The organism is Streptomyces sp. NPDC041200 (assembly GCF_055591805.1).
Genome location: NZ_JBVIZF010000001.1, coordinates 360,961 through 380,983, shown reverse-complemented (window position 1 = coordinate 380,983; position 20,023 = coordinate 360,961). Strand labels below are relative to the sequence as shown.

The following is a 20,023-nucleotide window of genomic DNA, read 5'->3' as shown; positions in this document are numbered from 1 at the left end:
GGCGCTCTTCTGAAACGTCGACAGCCCGGGCCCCGCGAGAGAAGCGGAAGGCCCGGGCTGCCGGGGCGTACGGAGGCGGAAAACTAGCGCTTGGCGCGCGAGGCGGCGCGGCCGCGCTCCTTCTGGTCCAGGACGACCTTGCGGATGCGGACCGTCTCCGGGGTCACCTCGACGCACTCGTCGTCGCGGCAGAACTCCAGGGACTGCTCCAGCGAGAGCAGCCGCGGCGGCACCAGGGACTCGGTCACGTCCGCGGTCGAGGACCGCATGTTGGTGAGCTTCTTCTCCTTGGTGATGTTCACGTCCATGTCGTCGGCGCGCGAGTTCTCGCCGACGATCATGCCCTCGTACACCTCGGTGCCCGGCGAGGTGAAGAGCACGCCGCGCTCCTGGAGGTTGGTCATCGCGAACGCGGTCACCGCGCCCGAGCGGTCCGCCACCAGGGAGCCGCTGTTACGGGTGCGCAGCTCGCCGAACCACGGCTCGTGGCCCTCGAAGATGGAGTGCGCGATACCGGTGCCGCGGGTCTGGGTCAGGAACTCGGTGCGGAACCCGATCAGGCCACGGGACGGCACGATCCACTCCATGCGGATCCAGCCGGAACCGTGGTTGGTCATGGTCTCCATGCGCCCCTTGCGGGTCGCCATCAGCTGGGTGATGGCCCCGAGGTGCTCCTCGGGGGCGTCGATGGTCAGGCGCTCGATCGGCTCGTGGAGCTTGCCGTCGACCTCCTTGGTGACGACCTCCGGCTTGCCGACGGTCAGCTCGAAGCCCTCCCGGCGCATCGTCTCGACCAGGATCGCCAGCGCCAGCTCACCGCGGCCCTGCACCTCCCAGGCGTCGGGGCGCTCGGTCGGCAGCACGCGCAGCGAGACGTTACCGATCAGCTCCTTCTCCAGCCGGTCCTTGACCAGCCGGGCGGTGACCTTGTGGCCCTTGCCGCCCTTGCCGACCAGCGGCGAGGTGTTGGTGCCGATGGTCATCGAGATGGCGGGCTCGTCGACGGTGATCAGCGGGAGCGCGATCGGGTTCTCGGGGTCGGCCAGGGTCTCGCCGATCATGATTTCCGGGATACCGGCGACCGCGCAGATGTCGCCGGGACCGGCCACCTCGGCGGGCTTGCGGGTGAGCGCCTCGGTCATCATCAGCTCGGTGATGCGGACGTTGGAGATCGTGCCGTCGCGCTTGATCCAGGCGACGGTCTGCCCCTTCTTCAGCTCACCCTGCTCGACGCGGAGCAGCGCGATCCGGCCGAGGAAGTTGTCCGCGTCCAGGTTGGTGACATGGGCCTGGAGCGGGGCGGCCGCTTCGTACTCGGGCGCCGGGACGGTCTCCAGCAGGGTCACGAAGAACGGCCAGAGGCTGTCGCTGTCGGCCGGGACGGTGCCGTCCTCCGGCTTGGTCAGCGAGGCGATGCCGTCGCGGGCGCAGGCGTAGACGATCGGGAACTCGATCTGCTCCTCGGTCGCGTCCAGGTCCAGGAACAGGTCGTACGTCTCGTTGACGACGTCGTCGATCCGGGAGTCCGGGCGGTCCGTCTTGTTGATGCACAGGATGACCGGCAGCTTGGCCTGCAGCGCCTTGCGCAGCACGAAGCGGGTCTGCGGCAGCGGGCCCTCGGAGGCGTCCACCAGCAGCACCACGGCGTCGACCATGGACAGGCCGCGCTCGACCTCGCCACCGAAGTCGGCGTGGCCGGGGGTGTCGATGATGTTGATGGTGACGGGATCACTGCCGTCCGCCGGGTGGTACTTGACGGCGGTGTTCTTCGCGAGAATGGTGATGCCCTTCTCGCGCTCCAGGTCGTTGGAGTCCATGACCCGGTCGTCCACCTGCTGATGCGCGGCGAACGCACCTGCCTGCTTGAGCATGGCGTCGACGAGGGTCGTCTTGCCATGGTCGACGTGAGCGACGATGGCGACGTTACGAATGTCGTGGCGCGTGGGCATACGAGCGCGCTTCTCCCGGTTTCGTGGGTGGCAGCGCGCTCCTTTGTCCGGCGCGCCTTTCCGCCGGGCTGCTTACGCCACGGCCTCACCCCATGGTAAGGGGACGGCGCGGGGACGGATGCCGCCACCCGTCCCCACGCCGTCCCGCACGCTCCCGCGCCTGCCCCCGCACGCCCTCGCGGCTACTTCCGGAAGCCGATGTCCTGGTAGCGGGGGGTGGCGAAGCCGAACGCTCCGGCGTTGCCGACCGTCTTGCGGACCGCGACCAGCTGCGGCGGCTGGTAGAGCGGAATCGACCCGGCGGCCGCCCAGATCCGGGCGTCCGCGCGGCCGACCAGGGCGCGCGAGGCGCCGCCGTCCAGCTCGGAGAGGGCCTGGTCGAAGAGCTGGTCGATCTGGTCCGTACCGACCCGGGTGTAGTTCTGCTCGACCACCAGCGAGCCGTCCGCGGCCGGCTGCGGCTTGGCGTAGATCGGGCGGCCGTCGGTCGCCGGGTAGGCGGAGGCGGGCCAGGAGTAGAGGGCCAGGTCGTACTTGCCGGTGGCGATGTGGTTCTTGAAGAAGTCGTCGCTCTTCACCCGGGTGATCTCGGTACGGACGCCGATCTCCTCCAGCATCCGGCCGATGCGCGTCCCGACGGCGCGCAGCGAGGCGCCGCCGGAGTCGGACGGGAGGACGAAGCGCAGCACCAGCGGCCGCCCCTTCTTCTGCACGGCGGCCGGGCGGGAGCGCCCGGACCGGCCCGCGTCGCCCGCGGCGGGGTCCGCGCCGGAGGGCTTGTCCGCGTTGTCACCGGCCGGGCCCGGCTGCCGCCGCTCGTCGGCCGTCTTGTCGCCCGCCTTGTCCTCCGTCTTGCCGTCGACCGACTTCTGGCGGGCGGCCGGGCCGCCGGGGTGCCAGCCCGCGTCGGCGAGCAGGGACTGCGCGGCCTGGGCGTCCCGGCCGCCGAGGGCGCCGCTGTGGTCCTTGTACCCCTTCTGCTCGGCCATCAGCAGGTGGTTGCCGAGCGGCTCGGCGGGCAGCCCGAAGGGCCCCAGCACCAGCTTGGCGAGCGCCTCGCGGTCGATCGCGCGGGCCACCGCGCGGCGCACCCGCTCATCCGCGAGCGGGCCCTTGGCGCCGTTGATGGCGAGCTGGGTGTACGCCGGGTCCAGCGCCGTGCGCAGGCTGTACCGGCGCAGGGCGACGGTCTCGGACCGCTCGGCCGCCGGGGCGTTCTCGGCCTCCGCCCGGGCGCGCGTGGCGTCCGCGGCGTCCTGGGCGCGGGTCTCCAGTTTCGGCGCGCCCGCCTTGCCGGAGGGGTGCGACTTCGCCCCGGCGGCCCGCTTCCCGGCGGGCGCCGCGGCCTGGACGCGGCGCGCCGTCGACCGGTCGACCTCGGCCATGTCGACGGTCCCGTCGATCAGTGCCTCGGCCCGCTTCCCGGCCGGGACGGCCTCGAAGACCAGCCGGTTCAGCCGGGCCCGGTCGCCCCACCAGCGGGGGTTCCGTACGAGGGTGACCGAGGTGTCCTTCACCTCGCGGACCGTGAACGGGCCGGAGCTGACGGCGAGCCCCTTGCGGGCCCCGGCGTTGAAGACGGCCGGGTTGCTCATCATGCTCTTCGGGTACAGCGGCGTGAACAGCGACCGCCAGTCGGTGTACGGCTTGGCGAAGGTGACCTTGACCTCGTGCTCCTTGTCGCCCGGCTGGATCCTGGCGATGCGGTCGTATCCGGCGTTGCGCGCGGTCCAGTAGGCGTTCTCCGTGCCGCGCAGGGCCTTCCACTGGGCGGCGAAGTCCTCCGCGCCGAGCGCGCGGCCGTCGCTCCACACCGCCTTGGGGTTGAGCTTGTAGACCACGACCTGCTTGGGCTCGCGCGAGACCACCTCGGCGGACTCCAGGTAGTCGCCGTTGAGCTGCGGGCGGCCGCGGGCGTCGAGGGTGTGGAGCGCGGGCAGCACCGCTCCGGCGATCCGCTCGGTGCCGGTGTCGGCGGAGCTCTGGAAGGCGTTGAACGTCGCGGGCCGGGCGTCGAGCGCCCAGCGCAGCGTGCCGCCGGGGGCGGTCTGCGCGCGGGAGGCCGGGGCGATGTCCCGGGCCGCGGGCGACGGCGGGCCGTCGTCGTCGCCGGAGCTGCACCCGGTGAGGACGGGCAGCGGCAGCAGCACTCCCGCGGCGAGCAGCATGGCGCAGCGTCGCTTGTCGATGGACATGGCTCGTGACCTCCGGGGGGTGCCGATATTAAGCGCATTTCGCACATTTTGACGCCTGTCGCATATACTCCTTACTCAAAGCGACGGATCATGGGACAGCACCTCGGGACGGCCATGGAGGGGACAGGATCACCCGACCGGATCAATACGACCGGCGCGCACCCCGGCGCACGGCGGCGTGATCACGCCGGTGACTCCGCCAATCGCGGCAGATCCCTTCCCAACCAGGACTGTGACGCGTAACACTCGCTGTCGCATGAGCGCCGCCAACCGCAACCGCGGAAGTGAGGGCAAGTCATGTCCTTGAACGACGACTTGACGGCCGTCCAACGCTGTCTCGACGATCTGGTCCGTTCCGTCACCCGGCTGGAAGGCCGAGTCGGCACCGGCGGACTGGAGATACGACGGGTCCGCACCGACGCGGACCACCTGCGCGAGAGTCTCGCCCTGCTGTGCGATACGGCCCCCGGCACGGAGCGGCCGCGCCCCGAGATGGTTCCGGTCCCCGACGCGCCCTACGACAGCGCGCTGTGGTCGGACGTCGACGACGAGGGTCTCGGCGCGCGCGACCGCCACGCTCCTTAAACGGGGTCGCCCGGCGCGACGCACCCGGCCCGACGGGTCCGCGCCCGACAGTCCCCCACACCACTCCACCGCGGAGTTTTCCTTGGCCACTGGCACCGACCCCCAAGCCGCCACGCCCTCCGAGCGGGAAGCGGCCACGAGCGGCGTGCGCAGCCCGTCGCGCGCCGCCATCCCCGCCCGCCATCTGCGGACCGACCGCTGGTGGCTGCAGCCCGCGGTCACCGCCGCCGGGCTGTTCGCGTTCATCGTCTACTCGACCTGGCGGGCCTTCGCCGGGGACAACTACTACGCCGAGCCGTACGTCTCCCCGTTCTACTCGCCCTGCATCGCGCAGAACTGCGTCCCCATGAAGGGCGGCGCGAACTGGGAGATCTTCGGTGGGTGGTGGGGCCTGTCCCCCGCCCTGCTGATCCTGATCTTCCCGCTCGGCTTCCGGCTGACCTGCTACTACTACCGCAAGGCGTATTACCGGGGCTTCTGGGCCTCGCCACCGGCCTGCGCGGTCGCCGAACCGCGCGCCAACTACACCGGCGAGACCCGCTTCCCGCTCGTCCTGCAGAACATCCACCGCTACTTCTTCTACTTCGCGGTGATCGTCGCGGGAATCCTCACCTATGACACCGTGCTCGGTTTCCGGGACGAGCACGGCCGGTGGGGTCACATGGGCCTCGGCACCCTGGTGCTGCTCGCCAACATCGCGCTGATCTGGGCGTACACCCTCTCCTGTCATTCCTGTCGGCACATCGTCGGCGGGCGGCTCAAGCACTTCTCCCGGCATCCGGTGCGCTACCGGCTCTGGGGCTGGGTCAGCTCGCTCAACGCACGCCATATGCAGCTGGCCTGGGCGTCGCTGATCAGTGTCGCCGTCGCCGACTTCTATGTGTATCTGCTGGCGAGCGGCGCCTTCGACGACCCCCGGTTCTTCTAGGAGAGGTGCCTTCAACGATGACGCAAGTGGAACGTCAGGCCTGGGACGTGGTCGTGATCGGCGCGGGCGGCGCCGGGCTGCGGGCCGCGATCGAGGCACGCGAACAGGGCATGCGCTGCGCCGTCATCTGCAAGTCGCTGTTCGGCAAGGCCCATACGGTGATGGCCGAGGGCGGCATCGCCGCCAGCATGGGCAACGTCAACGCGGGCGACAACTGGCAGGTGCACTTCCGCGACACCATGCGCGGCGGCAAGTTCCTCAACCACTGGCGGATGGCCGAGCTGCACGCCCAGGAGGCCCCGGACCGGGTCTGGGAGCTGGAGACCTGGGGCGCGCTCTTCGACCGCACCCCGGACGGCAGGATCTCCCAGCGGAACTTCGGCGGCCATGAGTACCCGCGGCTCGCCCACGTCGGCGACCGCACCGGGCTGGAGCTGATCCGCACCCTGCAGCAGAAGATCGTCTCCCTCCAGCAGGAGGACAAGGCCGAGACCGGCGACTACGAGGCGCGGCTCAAGGTCTTCCAGGAGTGCACGGTCACCCGCATCGTCAAGGACGCGGCGGGCGAGCGGGTCGCCGGGGTCTTCGGCTACGAACGGGAGTCCGGCCGCTTCTTCGCGATCGAGGCCCCGGCCGTGGTGCTGGCCACCGGCGGCATCGGCAAGTCCTTCAAGGTGACCTCCAACTCCTGGGAGTACACCGGCGACGGCCACGCGCTGGCCCTGCTCGCCGGGGCCCCGCTGATCAACATGGAGTTCGTGCAGTTCCACCCGACCGGCATGGTCTGGCCGCCCTCGGTCAAGGGGATCCTCGTCACCGAGTCGGTGCGCGGCGACGGCGGGGTGCTGCGCAACAGCGAGGGCAAGCGGTTCATGTTCGACTACATTCCGGACGTCTTCAAGGAGAAGTACGCCCAGTCCGAGGACGAGGGCGACCGCTGGTACGAGGACCCGGACCACAACCGCCGCCCGCCCGAGCTGCTCCCCCGCGACGAGGTGGCCCGCGCCATCAACTCCGAGGTCAAGGCGGGCCGCGGCTCCCCGCACGGCGGCGTCTTCCTCGACGTCTCCACCCGGATGCCCGCCGAGGTGATCAAGCGGCGGCTGCCGTCGATGCACCACCAGTTCAAGGAGCTGGCCGACGTCGACATCACGGCCGAGCCCATGGAGGTCGGTCCGACCTGCCACTACGTGATGGGCGGGGTGGACGTCGACCCGGACACCGCCGCCGCGAACGGCGTCCCCGGCCTCTTCGCCGCGGGCGAGGTCGCGGGCGGTATGCACGGCTCCAACCGGCTCGGCGGCAACTCCCTCTCCGACCTGCTGGTCTTCGGCCGCCGCGCCGGGCTGTACGCGGCCCAGTACGCGCGGGAGAGTGCCGCCGCGGGCGCCCGCCCGGTGCCGGACGACGCCCAGCTGGACCTGGCGGCGGCCGAGGCGCTGCGGCCGTTCAGCGCCGAGGACGGCGAGGCGCCCGGCGAGGGGCTCGGGGGAGCCGCCGGAGAGCAGCCGCCCGTCAGCCCCGCCGAGAATCCGTACACGCTCCACCAGGAGCTGCAGCAGACCATGAACGACCTGGTGGGCATCATCCGGCGGGCCGGTGAGATGGAGGACGCGCTGCACCGGCTGGCGGCGCTGCGGGTGCGGGCGCGGCGGGCCGGGGTCGAGGGCCACCGGCAGTTCAACCCCGGCTGGCACCTGGCCATCGACCTGCGCAACATGCTGCTGGTCAGCGAGTGCGTGGCGCGCGCCGCCCTGGAGCGCACCGAGAGCCGCGGCGGGCACACCCGCGACGACTGTCCCGCGATGGACCGCGAATGGCGCCGGGTCAACCTGGTCTGCCGCCTGGCCGACCCGTCGGCCGGTCTCGCCGCGCCGCCCGACCCCGGGCGCGGGCAGATCCGGCTGGAGAAGCGCGAGACGCCGCCCATCCGGCCCGACCTGCTGAACCTGTTCGAAAAGGACGAGCTGGTGAAGTACCTGACGGACGAGGAGCTGACGCAGTGAGCGCGTACGAGGCCCACTTCCGGGTCTGGCGGGGCGATGTGGACGGCGGCGGTCTGCGGGACTTCCGCGTCGAGGTCAATGAGGGCGAAGTCGTTTTGGACATCGTCCACCGCCTCCAGGCGACCCAGGCACCGGACCTGGCGGTCCGCTGGAACTGCAAGGCGGGCAAGTGCGGTTCGTGCAGCGCCGAGATCAACGGACGGCCCCGGCTGCTGTGCATGACACGGATGTCGGTTTTCAGCCGCGACGAGACGATCACCCTGACCCCGCTGCGGGCCTTCCCGGTCGTCCGCGACCTGGTCACGGACGTCTCGTACAACTACGCCAAGGCCCGGGAGGTGCCGTCCTTCGTCCCGCCGGAGGGGCTGGGGCCGGGTGAGTACCGGATGCAACAGGAGGACGTGGGGCGCTCGCAGGAGTTCCGCAAGTGCATCGAGTGCTTCCTGTGCCAGGACACCTGCCATGTCCTGCGCGACTTCGAGCAGAACAAGGAGGCGTTCGCGGGCCCGCGCTTCCTGATGCGGGTCTCCGAGCTGGACATGCACCCGCTGGACGCGGCGGCCGAGACGGGGATCGACCGCAAGCGGGCGGCCCAGGAGGAGCACGGGCTCGGCTACTGCAACATCACCAAGTGCTGCACGGAGGTCTGCCCCGAGGGGATCAAGATCACCGACAACGCCCTGATCCCGCTCAAGGAGCGGGCCGTGGACCGCAAGTACGACCCCCTGGTCTGGCTGGGCAACAAGATCCGCCGCCGGGAGGGCTGACAGTCCGGTCGTGGGCCCGCGGTGCCGCGGGCCCACGGCTCACCACAGGCTGAGCAGCGCTTCCACCGAGTCCGGGCCCGAGGACTCGCCGTCCGGGAGGGCCAGCTCGAACCAGACCGTCTTGCCGTGCGGGGTGCGGCGGCTGCCCCAGCCCGCGCTGAGCAGGCCGACCAGCTGCAGCCCGCGGCCGCCCTCGTCGGTGTCGCGGGCGCGCCGCCGCCGGGGCTGGACCAGGTTGCCGTCCCAGACCTCGCACACCAGCGTCCGGTCCAGCAGCAGCCGCAGCCGTATCTCGCCCTCGCCGTACCGCAGCGCGTTGGTCACCAGCTCGCTGACCAGCAGCTCGGTGGTGTCGACCAGACCGTCCATCCCCCAGGACTCCAGCTGCTCACGGGCGAGTTCGCGGGCCTTGCCGACCGACTGCGGGTCGCTCGGCAGCTTCCAGTCGCCGACCGAACCGCTCGGCAGACCCTGCACCCGGGCCATGAGCAGGGCGATGTCGTCCTCGCCGTGGTGGGTGTCGAGGCTGCTGAGGACGTGGTCGCAGATGTCCTCCAGCGAGCTGTCGGGGCTGTCCGCGCCCTCGTGGGTGGACAGTGCGGTACGGAGGTCCTGGAGCCCCTCGTCCAGCGCGTGGTCGCGGGACTCGACCAGGCCGTCGGTGTAGAGGGCCAGCAGCGCGCCGTCCGGCAGCTCCACCTCGATCTCCTCGAACGGCTCGCCGCCGACCCCGAGCGGCATCCCCGGCGGCACCTCCATCAGCAGCGCGCCGTCCCCCGGTTCGACCAGGGCGGGCGGCAGATGGCCCGCGTTGGCGAAGGTGCAGCGCCGGGTGACCGGGTCGTAGACGGCGTAGACACAGGTGGCGAGGTAGACCTCGGACAGGTCGGAGGAGCCGTCGGCGGACCGCCCCGCGGCCCGCGCGCTGCTCGGCGAGCCGCCGGGCGCGCCCAGTCCGCGGGCGATCTCGTCCAGCGCGGAGAGCACCTCGGCGGGCTCCAGGTCCAGCAGGGCCAGCGTGCGGACGGCGGTGCGCAGCTCGCCCATCGCGACGGCGGCCCGCAGCCCCCGCCCCATCACGTCGCCGACCACCAGCGCGGTGCGGTGTCCGGGCAGTTCGATGACGTCGAACCAGTCGCCGCCCACCTCGGTGGCCGCGTTGCCCGGCAGATAGCGGCAGGCGATGTCGAGCCCGGCGGCCTCCGGGTCGCCGGGCGGGAGCAGGCTGCGCTGCAGGATCAGCGCGCGCTCGTGTTCTCTGCGGTAGAGCCGGGCGTTGTCGATGGAGACGGCGGCGCGGGCGGCCAGTTCGACCGCGAGCGCCCGGTCCCGCTCGCCGAAGGGTTCGCTGCCCTTCGTACGGGAGAACTGGACGAGCCCGACGACGGTGTCGCGGGCGACCATCGGCACCAGGAGGGTGGACTGCAGCATGGCGCCGAGTTCCATGCCCTCGCCGCTGTCGCGCCCGGTGACGACCCGGACCTGGGCGGTGCGCAGGGCGTGGGCGCACTGCGAGTGGAACGGGTAGCGGTGCACCTCGCCGACCTCGATGGGCTTGGGCAGCTCGCCCTGGCCGCTGTCGTCGGTGCGGTAGACGTCGCCGAAGGCGACCGGGCCGTCCGAGACTGCGCTGGCGAAGGCGACGCGGCGCAGTTCGGCGCTGCCGTCGGCGAGCCCGGGCGGGGTCTCGTCGCCGGACAGCAGCCCCTGGTAGAGGTCGACGGAGGCCAGGTCGCAGAACTGCGGGACGGCCACGTCCAGGAGTTCGCGGGCGGTGGTCTCCAGGTCCAGCGAGGTGCCTATTCGGGCCCCGGCCTCGTTCAGCAGCGCCAGATTGCGGCGTACGCCCGCGGCCTCCTGCTCGGCGCGGCGGCGGCCGGTGACATCGGTGGCGAGCCCGGCGACGCCGATGGGGCGGCCCGACCCGCTGTGCAGCCGGTACAGCGACACCGACCAGCGACGGCGGTCGTGGCTGCCGGGCACGGGTCCCATGAGCGGCATGTCCGTCAAGGACTGTCCGCTGTCCAGGACTTGGCGCAGGGCGGCGGCGAGCCGGTCGGCCTCGCCCCGGGGCAGCAGGTCGTGCGAGGTGGCGCCGCGGTACTCCTCGACCGGGCGGCCGAAAACCTTCGCAAAGCGATCGTTGACCCGGAGCATGCGCAAATCTGTACCGAAGAGAAAGAAACCAAGCGGAGATTGACCGAAAACGGCCTGCGAGGCGGCGAGGTCGGTTTCCAGTCCGCGCAGGGCACCCACGTCGACGGCGATACAGAGCGCGGTGCGCTCCCCGCCCTCGTCCTGGCCCGGCATCACATACACCTCGGCGATGCCGACTCCGCCCGGACCACCGGGATTGCGGTAGGGGACCAGCCCGGTCCACTCCCGGCCGTCGAGGATGTCGGCGACCTTGCGGCGGCCGGTCTCCCGCAGCTCATCCGGTACGAAGGCCTCCACCGGGTCCTGGCCGATGGCCTGGCCCGCCGTCAGCCCCAGCAGTTCGGTGGCGCGTTCACTCCACTGTGCGATACGGCCGTCGGAACCCAGCGAGAAGGAGGCGACACGGATGTAGTCATAGATCGATCCGGGCGAACTGCTCTGCCACACATCGGACATCGATGATATTTGCGACACTGGCGACACTGGCGACACCTGCGAACCAACCGTCCCCTCGGGGGTATCCGCCCCCGCTGGCTTCTCGCTCATGCGCCCGTCCCCTCCGGCTCAGGTGCTCCGACCGGCTACAGATAGCCGAGTATCCAGCACCACGGCCATCCGGAGTACGGTCTTCACGATCACAGCACTATCTCAGCCCGCAATCCGTTTCCGTCCCGGCTTTTGATGAAGCGCTCAAGATCAGCGCTCCCCCTCACTCCTAACCGGGGAGAGGCAGCTCGAACCACACCGTTTTTCCAGTCCGGTCCAGCCGGGTGCCCCAGCGCAGCGCGGCCCGGGCGATCAACTCCAGCCCCCGGCCGCTCTCGTCCTCCGCGGACGCCCTCCGCGCGTGCGGCGGATCGGCCAGCGGGTCGGACACCTCCACCCGCAGCACGGAACGCGGCACACCGGTTTCGCGACGGGCGTACACGCGCAGCCCGATCGGGCCACTCGCGTACCGCAGGGCGTTGGTGACCAGCTCGCTCACCAGCAGCGCCGTCACATCGCCCAGCGCCGACAGACCCCACTCGTCCAGCACCTGCCGGACCAGCCAGCGGGCGTCGCGCACGGCGCCCGGCTCGGCCGGGAAGACCCACTCGGCGAAACCGGGGGTGGGCCCGGCGGCCGTCCCTGCGCTCTCACTCACGCCGATCACTTCCCAGCCACCGCGAGGCACCGCCGGAATGTAGGGATTCAGATGGGTTAATCAGTACATACCCGAATTCCTGCCCCGGGTACCGCCCCAGGCTGCCCCGGCAGGGCCGAAAGAGGTCAAACGGGTTCAGTGGGCGCGCGGATGGAGGTGTTCCGCGGCGCGCAGCCGCCGGACCGCCTCCGCCACCGCGGGCCGGTCCTCATCGAGCCAGTCGACCTCGTCCACCCGTTCGGGGGTGAGCCAGCGCAGCTCGTCGTGGTCCTCCAGCGGACGCGGCTCGCCGGAGCGCAGCGCGGCGGTCCACACCCGCAGGACGTAGCCGGGCTTCAGCGGCCACTCGCCGGGCAGCGGCTCCAGCGGCTCGACCTCGACGCCCAGCTCCTCGCGCAGCTCCCGCACCAGGGCCTGCGGCGGGGTCTCACCGGGCTCGGCCTTGCCGCCGGGCAGCTCCCAGCGCCCGGCCAGCTCGGGTGGCGCGCTGCGCCGCGCGGCCAGCAGCCGCCCCTGGTCGAACACCGCTCCGCCCACCACCACGCGCACCGTCATGCGGGCACTCTAGGCCCTGTGACAGAGAGCCCGGCGGGCCGGATTCTCCCGCCCGGACGAACGGGAGACGCCGGCCCGCCGGCGGCGAGACCTTCTTCGCGGGTTGTACGGGCGGCGTCAGCCCGCCTGCCCGGTCGCGGCGGTCCGCTCGACGACGTAGAGCTGCTCCTGCCCCTGCCCGTCGAGCCGGTCGGCGACCTCCTGGGCCTCCGTGCGCGTGGCGTAGCGGCCGACGCGATAGCGGTTGCCGTTGCCGTCCTGGCGGATGACGAGCCATGGCAGCACAGTGTTGCCGTCACTCATCGCTCCGCCCCCTCCGTTGTGGCGCGCCCGGGCACGCGTCTGGGCGACACCGTTAAGGAAATCCCGTTCCGCATATGCCCGAGCCTACGCCCTACCTTCACGCAGCGGATACGTGTTCTTACAACGCGGCACGCATCCGGCCACGCGCTCAGGAGCGCGTGGAGACCGTCTCCCGGTCCGCCTCGCCGGTCAGGTCCTCGGCCGTGGTCTCGGCCAGCTCGCGCTCGGCCTGCAGCAGGGTCGGATTGCGCCACGCGCTGCGCACGCCCCAGACGTAGAAGCCGAGGGCGATCAGGGCGACGAGCAGGATGTCCCAGCCCTCGGGCACATAGCCGCGGCCGCCGAACTCCTTGCCACCGGCCCACGAGAACGCGGCCATGACCAGCAGGTACGTCACCATCCAGGCGCCGGACCGCAGATGCGGCTTCAGCTCGGCCCACGGCTTGCGCAGCTCGTACCAGGCCCAGATCGGCAGGCCGATCGCCATGATGAAGATGACCTTGCCGGTGAGCGGCCAGCGGGCCCAGTAGAGGACGAGCGAGCCGAAGACCATGGCGATCGGCGCGATGACCGGCATCGCGCGCAGCTTCACCGGGCGCGGCAGGTCCGGGGAGAGCCGCCGCAGCGACATCACGGCGACCGGACCGGTGATGTACGAGATGACCGTGGCCACGGAGACGATCTCGGCCAGCGAGCCCCAGCCGCGGAAGACCGCGAGGAACACGAAGGCGATCACCAGGTTGAGCACCAGCGCCGGGCGCGGAATGCCGGTCTTCGGGTCGACCTTGCCGAAGACGCCGGGCAGGTGGCCGTTCTCCTGGACGCCCTGGACCATGCGGGAGGTGGTGGCCGCGTAGATCATGCCGGTGCCGGACGGGGAGACGAAGGCGTCCGCGTACAGCAGCAGCGCCAGCCAGTTCAGGCCCCAGGCGAGGGAGAGGTCGGCGAGCGGGGAGTCGTACGAGAGCTTGGCCCAGCCGCCCTCCGCGAGGTCGGCCGCCGGGACGGCGGTCAGGAACGCGACCTGCAGCGCTACGTAGATCACCAGCGCGATGAGGATGGAGCTGATGACGGCCTTGGGCAGCGACTTGCCCGGATTGCGGGCCTCGCCCGCCATGTTGAGCGGCGACTGGAAGCCGTTGTACGCCCAGACGATGCCGGAGACGGCGACGGCGGTGAACACCGAGTTCCAGCCGTTCGGCGTGAAGCCGCCGTTGCCGGTGACGTTGCCGGTGTCGAAGTGCGACATCAGCAGGGCACCCGCGGTCAGGGCCGGGACGACGAGCTTGAAGACGGTGATCGCGGTGTTGGTCTTCGCGAAGAGGGTGATCGCGAACCAGTTGAGGAAGAAGTAGAAGACGAGCAGCACGGACGCGAGCGCGACACCGCTGCCGGTCAGCTCCTTCCCGTCGTACAGCCCCTTGGCCCAGCCGAAGTCCCAGCTGCTCATGTACTGGACCGACGCGGTCGCCTCACCGGGGATGACGGAGACGATCGCGATCCAGTTGGCCCAGGCGGCCAGGTATCCGGCCAGTGAGCCGTGCGAGTACTGGCCGTACCGCACCATGCCGCCGGCCTTGGGGAACATCGAACCGAGTTCGGAGTACGTCAGGGCGATGGTCAGGGCGACCGCCGCGCCGATCACCCAGGCGAAGATGGCGGCCGGGCCCGCCAGCGCCGCGGCCCGCGCGGCGCCGAACAGCCAGCCGGAGCCGATGATCGAACCGAGGCCCACCGCGGTGAGGGCCACCGTGCCGAGTGACCGTTTGTAATGCGAGTGGGAACCCTGCTCCGTGCTCAACGCCCCTCACGCTCCTTTCGCCCCCCAGACCTGATGCAAACGCGCGCCATCGTACAAGCGAAATAGGGGCGCGCTTTACGGGCTTGAGGCAGATCTGAGCTGTCGGCGAGTGCGTGTGATCTATGCAACACGTTTATCGGCTTTGCATGAAGCCGCTGGCCAGACGGTACAGACCGGGGCGGGCGGCGACGCTCCCACCAGCGCGGCCATTCAGCTCGGATATCGCCGAATGCGTTCAATTCGACAAGTCGTGGGCCGTGACGGCGAGGCATGGGTTTTGAATAGCGAAGTACGGGGAACAAGGCGCCATCCATGACCAACAAGCTCAAAGCAAGCTCAAGTTGGCCGCGATCCGGAGAAAGACCAGCCGAATAAATTACCGGTCCTTTACCCGTCGCTCGCGCGCACCGCCCCATCACTCGCGCGCGCCACCGGCACCGGCACCGGCAGCAGCACGGGGCCGCTCTGCTTGAGGCCCTTGCGGCAGGCGTCACCGCATTCGGCGTCCAGCGAGCAGCACAGCGAGCAGACCGCCCCGGCCCGCACCGGACAGTCGACGATGTCCGGCAGCTCGTACGCCGTCTCGCACACCGCGCAGGTGTGGGCGGCCGTGATGTCCGGCACGTCCACCCCCGGGCCGTTCACCGGATTCGGCCGGGCCAGGTAGTAGCGCCCGCGGGTGAGCCAGGCCAGCAGCGGGCTCAGCACCAGCGCCAGACCGCACGCGATGAAGGTGGAGAACGCCTCGGCCACCCGCCCGAACACCCCGAAGAAGGCGATGATCGAGACCGTCGAGGCGATCACCATCGCGCCGAACCCCGCCGGGTTCACCGGGTACAGGTACGCGCGCTTGAACTCGATGTACTTCGGGCTCAGCCCCAGCGGCTTGTTGATCACCAGATCGGCGGTGACCGCCGCGATCCAGGCGATGCCGACGTTGGAGTAGAAGCCCAGCAGCTTGTTGAGCGCCGCGAACATGTTCATCTCCATCAGCGCCAGCGCGATGGCGAGGTTGAGGAAGATGTACCAGACCCGGCCGGGGTGGCGGTGGGTCACCCGGGAGAAGAAGTTGGACCAGGAGAGCGAGCCGCTGTAGGCGTTGGTCACATTGATCTTGATCTGGGAGACCACGACGAACAGCGCGGCGGCCGGGAGGGCGACCGAGCCGAGCCAGGGCTTCAGCGCCTCGATCTGCGGGGCGATGGGCTCCAGGGCATGGGTCGTGCCGACCGCGCCGAGCGCCACGAAGGCCAGGAACGCGCCGCCGAGCTGCTTGGCCGCGCCGATCACCACCCAGCCGGGTCCGGCGGCCAGCACCGCGAGGTTCCAGCGCCGCCGGTTCTGCTCGGTCTTGGCGGGCATGAAGCGCAGATAGTCGGCCTGCTCGCCGATCTGGGCGATCAGCGAGAGCGCCACCCCGGTGCCGAGCCCGTACCCGATCCAGTCGAAGCCGGAGCCCGCCCCCTCCGTACCGCCGAAGGAGGCGAACGAGGCCCAGGCGTCCGGCCGCTCGAAGGAGAGCACCACGAACGGCAGCACCAGCCCGACCAGCCACAGCGGCTGGGTCCACGCCTGCACCTTGGCGAGCGCGCCCATCCCGCGGAAGACGATGGGGATCACGATCAGAGTGGTGATCAGATAGCCGATGGGAAGCGGGATGTGGAGCGCCTGACGCATGGCCTGCGCCATGATCGAGCCCTCCAGCGCGAAGAAGATGAAGGTGAAGCTCGCGTAGATGAGCGAGGTCAGAGTCGATCCGAAGTAGCCGAACCCGGCACCACGGGTGATCAGATCCATGTCCAGCCCGTACGTCGCACAGGCACGCGCGATCGGGATACCGGTCAGGAAGATGATCGTCGCCGCGGTGAGGATCGAGGCGAGACCGCTGGTGAAGCCGTACGTGAAGACGATGGACGCGCCGATCGCGAAGTCGGCGAGATACGCGATGCCGCCGAGCGCCGTCGACGCGACCATGGTCGGTGACCAGCGGCGGTAGGAGTGCGGCGCGTAGCGCAGCGAATAGTCCTCGCGGCTCTCGTCGGCGGCGAGCCGGGCGTAGCTGCGGCGCGGTGCGCGGGCCCCTCTCGCTTCTGCCTGCTCGGGTGTGACCGTGTCCGTCATGGCGGCTTCCCCTGTCGTTCGGCGCGTGAGCGGTACGCCTGAGGAAGCTAGGCCGGTCACATGTCGGCAGACCGCGGGGGAGCGTTGCCGGTCCGTTACGGCGCGGGGGCGGGCGTCAACTCGCGGTTAACACCGGCCCGTACCGCGGTCACTTCACCGGCAGGTGGTACGCGACCCGATAGCGCTCGGCCAGCGTCACCACGTCCGCCGTCTCGACGGGGCGGCCGCCCGCGAAGTACGTACGGGAGATCACCAGCACCACATGGCCCGGCACCCCGCCGAGCGCCAGCACCTCCTCGGCGAGGCCGGGCCGCGCCCCGACCTCCTCCGCCACGTTGTCCACCACCACGTCGACGGCCGCCATCCGCTCGACCACCCCGCGCCCGGCCAGCGGCCCCTCCTCGGGCAGCATCACGGGGGTGCGGCCGGTGACGGCGAGCGGCTCCCAGGACGTGGAGAGCATCACCGGCTCGCCCGCCGCCCGGAAGAGATACCGGGTGCGCATGACGCGCTCGCCCGGCTCGACCCGCAGCCGCTCGGCGATCTCCGGGCTCGCCTCCTCCTGCTCGCTCCCCGACTCCCAGGTGCCGCTGACCCGCTCGTCCCCCTGCTCCTGCCGGAACGGGCTGGACTCCTTCCGGGCGTGGTAGCCGGTGCGCATCAGACGGCGCGGGACGGGCTGCGCACGCACGTACGTACCCGACCCGGAGCGGCCCTCGACCAGGCCCTCCGCCATCAGCACCTTGCGGGCTTCGAGGGCGACGGTGTCGGAGACCCCGTACTCCTCGCGGATCCGCGCCTGGGAGGGGAGGCGGGCATGCGGTGGCAGATCGCCCGCGACGATCTTCTTCCGGAGGTCGTCGGCGACACGGAGGTATGCGGGCTGGTCACCAAAGGCCACGTGCACTCCCAGTGGTTGACAGTCAGCAACAGCTTGACAACCGACGGTTGCAGATAGCAACTGACGGCCAAAGCTTCACTAGAAGTGGTGAACTGCAGTTCGGAGACGTTTATATCGACGGCAATCCGGTTCACCCGCTTTCATGGCGATCATCAGCGGCCCGCCGCCCCATCCGAGGAGACCCGTGCCCCAGCGCCCCGCCACACCCCGCCTCCCCCGGGCCCTGCTCCTCGCCCTCTTCCTGACCACGTCCTGCGTCGGCGCCGACTCCGGAGCCCGCCCGGGCGCGGCCGGGGTCGGCGACCCCCTCTTCCCTCACCTCGGCAACGGCGGCTACGACGTCACCCACTACCGCCTCACCCTCGACTACGCGCCCGCAACCCACCGGCTGCGCGGCACCGCCCGGATCACCGCCCGCGCCACCCGTGCCCTCAGCTCGTTCCACCTCGACCTCGCGGGACTGCACGTCCGCGCAACCACCGTGAACGGCCGCCCCGCCCGCGCCTCCCGCGACGGCACCGAGCTGACCCTCACCCCCGACGCCGATCTCCCCAAGGGCCGCACCTTCACGACGACCGTCGTCTACGACGGCAAGCCGAAGACCCTCACCGACCCGGACGGCTCCCGCGAAGGCTGGCTCCGCACCGCCGACGGCGCCGTCGCACTCGGCGAACCGACCGGCTCCATGACCTGGTTCCCCGGCAACAACCACCCCTCCGACAAGGCCGCGTACGACATCGGCGTCACCGTCCCCCGGGGCTACACGGCCGTCTCCAACGGCGAACTCACCCGCCGCGACACCCACCGCGGCCGCACCACCCACCACTGGCGCACCCGCGACCCCATGGCCACCTACCTGGCCACCGTCGCCATCGGCCGCTTCGACATCCGCACCACCACCGCGGCCGGCCTCCCCCAGTACGTCGCCATCGACCCCGCCGAGGCCAAGGCCGCCCGCGAGGTCCCCGCCCGGATCACCAAGATCACCGCATGGGAGCGCCGCACCTTCGGCCCCTACCCCTTCGCCTCCACCGGCGCCATCGTCGGCCACCTCCCCGACCTCGGCTACGCCCTGGAAACCCAGACCAAGCCCTACTTCGCCGCCGCCCCCGATGAGCGCCTCATCGTCCACGAACTCGCCCACCAGTGGTTCGGCAACTCGGTCACGCCGCGCGCCTGGAAAGACATGTGGCTCAACGAGGGCTTCGCCACGTACGCCGAGTGGCTCTGGACCGAACAGCACCACGGCCGCACCGCCCAGCAGACCTTCGACGCCTTCTACGACGGCACGGACGAGGAGAGCAAGGGCATCTGGGCCTTCCCACCGGCCGCCCCACCCTCCTCCGCCCACATCTCCGACCCACCCGTCTACGGCCGCGGCGCGATGGCCCTCCACCAACTCCGCCGCTCGGTCGGCGACCGCACCTTCTTCCGCGTCCTCCGCACCTGGCTGAAGGACCACCGCCACGGCAACGCCGACACGCGTCAGTTCATCGCCCTCGCCGAGCGCCTGTCCGGCAAGGACCTGAGCGATCTCTTCGACACCTGGCTGTACGCCAAGGGCAAGCCGAAGCGATGAGCCCTGTCAGCCGCGCCGGCCGATGGCGTCGAAGGCTTGGGCAATGCGGGTTCGGTCGTGGCAGCCGGTGGAGAGGAGGCGGTGGAGGAGCAAGCGGGCCTTGTACGGGCTGAGGTCGCCGCCGGCGATCAGGCCGCCCGCGAGGAGGTCCTGCTCGGAGCCGGGGTAGTGGTAGGTGCGGGTGAGGACGGGGCCGTTGGCGATGCGGGAGGTGAGGATGACGGGGATTCGGTCCGCGAGGCGGCGGAGCCGGGGGACCAGCCATTCGGGAACGTGCCCGGCACCGATGGCCGCGACGACGAGCCCGTCACACTGGCCGTCCAGCAGGTCCAGTTGGGTGCCGTCGTCCCCGAAGGCCACGGTGTGCAGCGCGACCCGCACCGGGTGCGGGGCCGCCGTTCCTCCCGGGTCGGGCGGGACGGTGGTCCTCCGGGGCAGTTGCTGATGGAGCCTCACCCGTCCCTCCACCACCAGTCCGAGAGGACCGGAACCGGGTGAGGTGAAGGCGGCGGGACTGGTCGTGTGGCCCTTATGGACCGTTCGTGCGGCGTGCACTTCGTCGCCGAGGACGACGACGCAGCCCGCCCCCCGCAGCCACGGTCCGGCTGCCGCGATGACGGCGGCGTACAGGTTGGCCGGTCCGTCAGGGCCGGCCTTGGTCGCGTCGCGCATCGCTCCGGTGAAGACGACCGGCTCCTCGCCCTGGTGCAACAAGTCGAGGTAGAAGGCCGTCTCCTCCATGGTGTCCGTTCCCTGGACGACCACGACGCCGTCCACCCGCCCGGAGTCGAGCTCCGCCCTGATGGCGGCGTGGAGCGCGTCGAGATCCGCCAACGACAGTGAGGCGCTGGGCAGACGGCGGAAGTCGTGGACGCGCAGCTCGACTCCCAAGGCGTCCAGCCCGCTCACGGATCCCAGGAGCTGCTCCGCGGACAGGGCGGGGGACAACTCGCCGGTGGTTGGATCCGCAGTGGTGGCGATGGTGCCGCCGAGGGCGAAGACGGCGGCACTCCGGCCGGTCAGTGACATGGC

Annotated in this window: 15 protein-coding genes; 5 read left to right on the top strand and 10 right to left on the bottom strand. The window is 70.8% G+C overall.

Features of this window, described 5'->3' with window-relative positions:
• Window positions 1-83 precede the first annotated feature (83 nt).
• Window positions 84-1,949 (bottom strand): translational GTPase TypA, encoded by a 1,866-nt coding sequence (typA, locus tag ACZ6CL_RS01835; protein WP_468929893.1) that lies wholly within the window; start codon window positions 1,947-1,949, stop codon window positions 84-86.
• A 182-nt stretch (window positions 1,950-2,131) separates the two neighbouring features.
• Window positions 2,132-4,144, bottom strand: coding sequence for an ABC transporter family substrate-binding protein (locus tag ACZ6CL_RS01830; protein ID WP_468929877.1), 2,013 nt, complete (start codon window positions 4,142-4,144; stop codon window positions 2,132-2,134).
• Between the two features lie 297 nt (window positions 4,145-4,441).
• On the opposite strand from ACZ6CL_RS01830, the gene ACZ6CL_RS01825 reads away from it, so the two are divergent.
• The 4 genes from ACZ6CL_RS01825 (at window position 4,442) to ACZ6CL_RS01810 (ending at window position 8,430) form a co-directional block, all read left to right on the top strand.
• Entirely contained in the window at window positions 4,442-4,729 is a 288-nt protein-coding gene (locus ACZ6CL_RS01825) for a hypothetical protein (protein WP_468929860.1), read from the top strand.
• A gap of 82 nt (window positions 4,730-4,811) precedes the next feature.
• Window positions 4,812-5,657: a hypothetical protein gene (locus ACZ6CL_RS01820; protein ID WP_468929859.1), complete on the top strand. Its 846-nt coding sequence runs from the start codon at window positions 4,812-4,814 to the stop codon at window positions 5,655-5,657.
• A gap of 17 nt (window positions 5,658-5,674) precedes the next feature.
• A complete protein-coding gene (locus tag ACZ6CL_RS01815; protein ID WP_468929857.1) occupies window positions 5,675-7,663 on the top strand; it encodes a fumarate reductase/succinate dehydrogenase flavoprotein subunit in 1,989 nt (662 codons plus the stop codon).
• On the top strand, window positions 7,660-8,430 hold the full coding sequence (locus ACZ6CL_RS01810; RefSeq protein WP_468929854.1) for a succinate dehydrogenase/fumarate reductase iron-sulfur subunit: 771 nt from the start codon (window positions 7,660-7,662) through the stop codon (window positions 8,428-8,430). The genes ACZ6CL_RS01815 and ACZ6CL_RS01810 overlap by 4 nt, the downstream gene beginning before the upstream one ends.
• A gap of 39 nt (window positions 8,431-8,469) precedes the next feature.
• Here ACZ6CL_RS01810 and ACZ6CL_RS01805 read toward each other — a convergent pair whose 3' ends face one another.
• The 7 genes from ACZ6CL_RS01805 to ACZ6CL_RS01775 all read right to left on the bottom strand — a co-directional run bounded on the left by ACZ6CL_RS01805 (window position 8,470) and on the right by ACZ6CL_RS01775 (window position 17,412).
• Window positions 8,470-11,133, bottom strand: coding sequence for a SpoIIE family protein phosphatase (locus tag ACZ6CL_RS01805; RefSeq protein ID WP_468929851.1), 2,664 nt, complete (start codon window positions 11,131-11,133; stop codon window positions 8,470-8,472).
• A 169-nt stretch (window positions 11,134-11,302) separates the two neighbouring features.
• The gene (locus ACZ6CL_RS01800) at window positions 11,303-11,740 is read right to left on the bottom strand and encodes an ATP-binding protein (RefSeq protein ID WP_468931230.1); all 438 of its coding nucleotides are present in this window, start codon (window positions 11,738-11,740) and stop codon (window positions 11,303-11,305) included.
• A gap of 126 nt (window positions 11,741-11,866) precedes the next feature.
• A complete protein-coding gene (locus ACZ6CL_RS01795; RefSeq protein WP_468929849.1) occupies window positions 11,867-12,286 on the bottom strand; it encodes a (deoxy)nucleoside triphosphate pyrophosphohydrolase in 420 nt (139 codons plus the stop codon).
• 117 nt (window positions 12,287-12,403) lie between these two features.
• On the bottom strand, window positions 12,404-12,589 hold the full coding sequence (locus ACZ6CL_RS01790; RefSeq protein WP_385446654.1) for an SPOR domain-containing protein: 186 nt from the start codon (window positions 12,587-12,589) through the stop codon (window positions 12,404-12,406).
• Between the two features lie 148 nt (window positions 12,590-12,737).
• Window positions 12,738-14,390 (bottom strand): APC family permease, encoded by a 1,653-nt coding sequence (locus tag ACZ6CL_RS01785; RefSeq protein ID WP_468929846.1) that lies wholly within the window; start codon window positions 14,388-14,390, stop codon window positions 12,738-12,740.
• 387 nt (window positions 14,391-14,777) lie between these two features.
• Window positions 14,778-16,511, bottom strand: coding sequence for a purine-cytosine permease family protein (locus ACZ6CL_RS01780; RefSeq protein WP_468929843.1), 1,734 nt, complete (start codon window positions 16,509-16,511; stop codon window positions 14,778-14,780).
• 148 nt (window positions 16,512-16,659) lie between these two features.
• On the bottom strand, window positions 16,660-17,412 hold the full coding sequence (locus ACZ6CL_RS01775; protein WP_468929840.1) for a GntR family transcriptional regulator: 753 nt from the start codon (window positions 17,410-17,412) through the stop codon (window positions 16,660-16,662).
• Window positions 17,413-17,554: 142 nt separating this feature from the next.
• On the opposite strand from ACZ6CL_RS01775, the gene ACZ6CL_RS01770 reads away from it, so the two are divergent.
• Window positions 17,555-18,991: a M1 family metallopeptidase gene (locus ACZ6CL_RS01770; protein ID WP_468929837.1), complete on the top strand. Its 1,437-nt coding sequence runs from the start codon at window positions 17,555-17,557 to the stop codon at window positions 18,989-18,991.
• Window positions 18,992-18,997: 6 nt separating this feature from the next.
• On the opposite strand, the gene ACZ6CL_RS01765 is transcribed toward ACZ6CL_RS01770, so the two are convergent.
• Entirely contained in the window at window positions 18,998-20,020 is a 1,023-nt protein-coding gene (locus ACZ6CL_RS01765; protein WP_468929834.1) for an asparaginase, read from the bottom strand.
• Window positions 20,021-20,023: the final 3 nt, after the last annotated feature.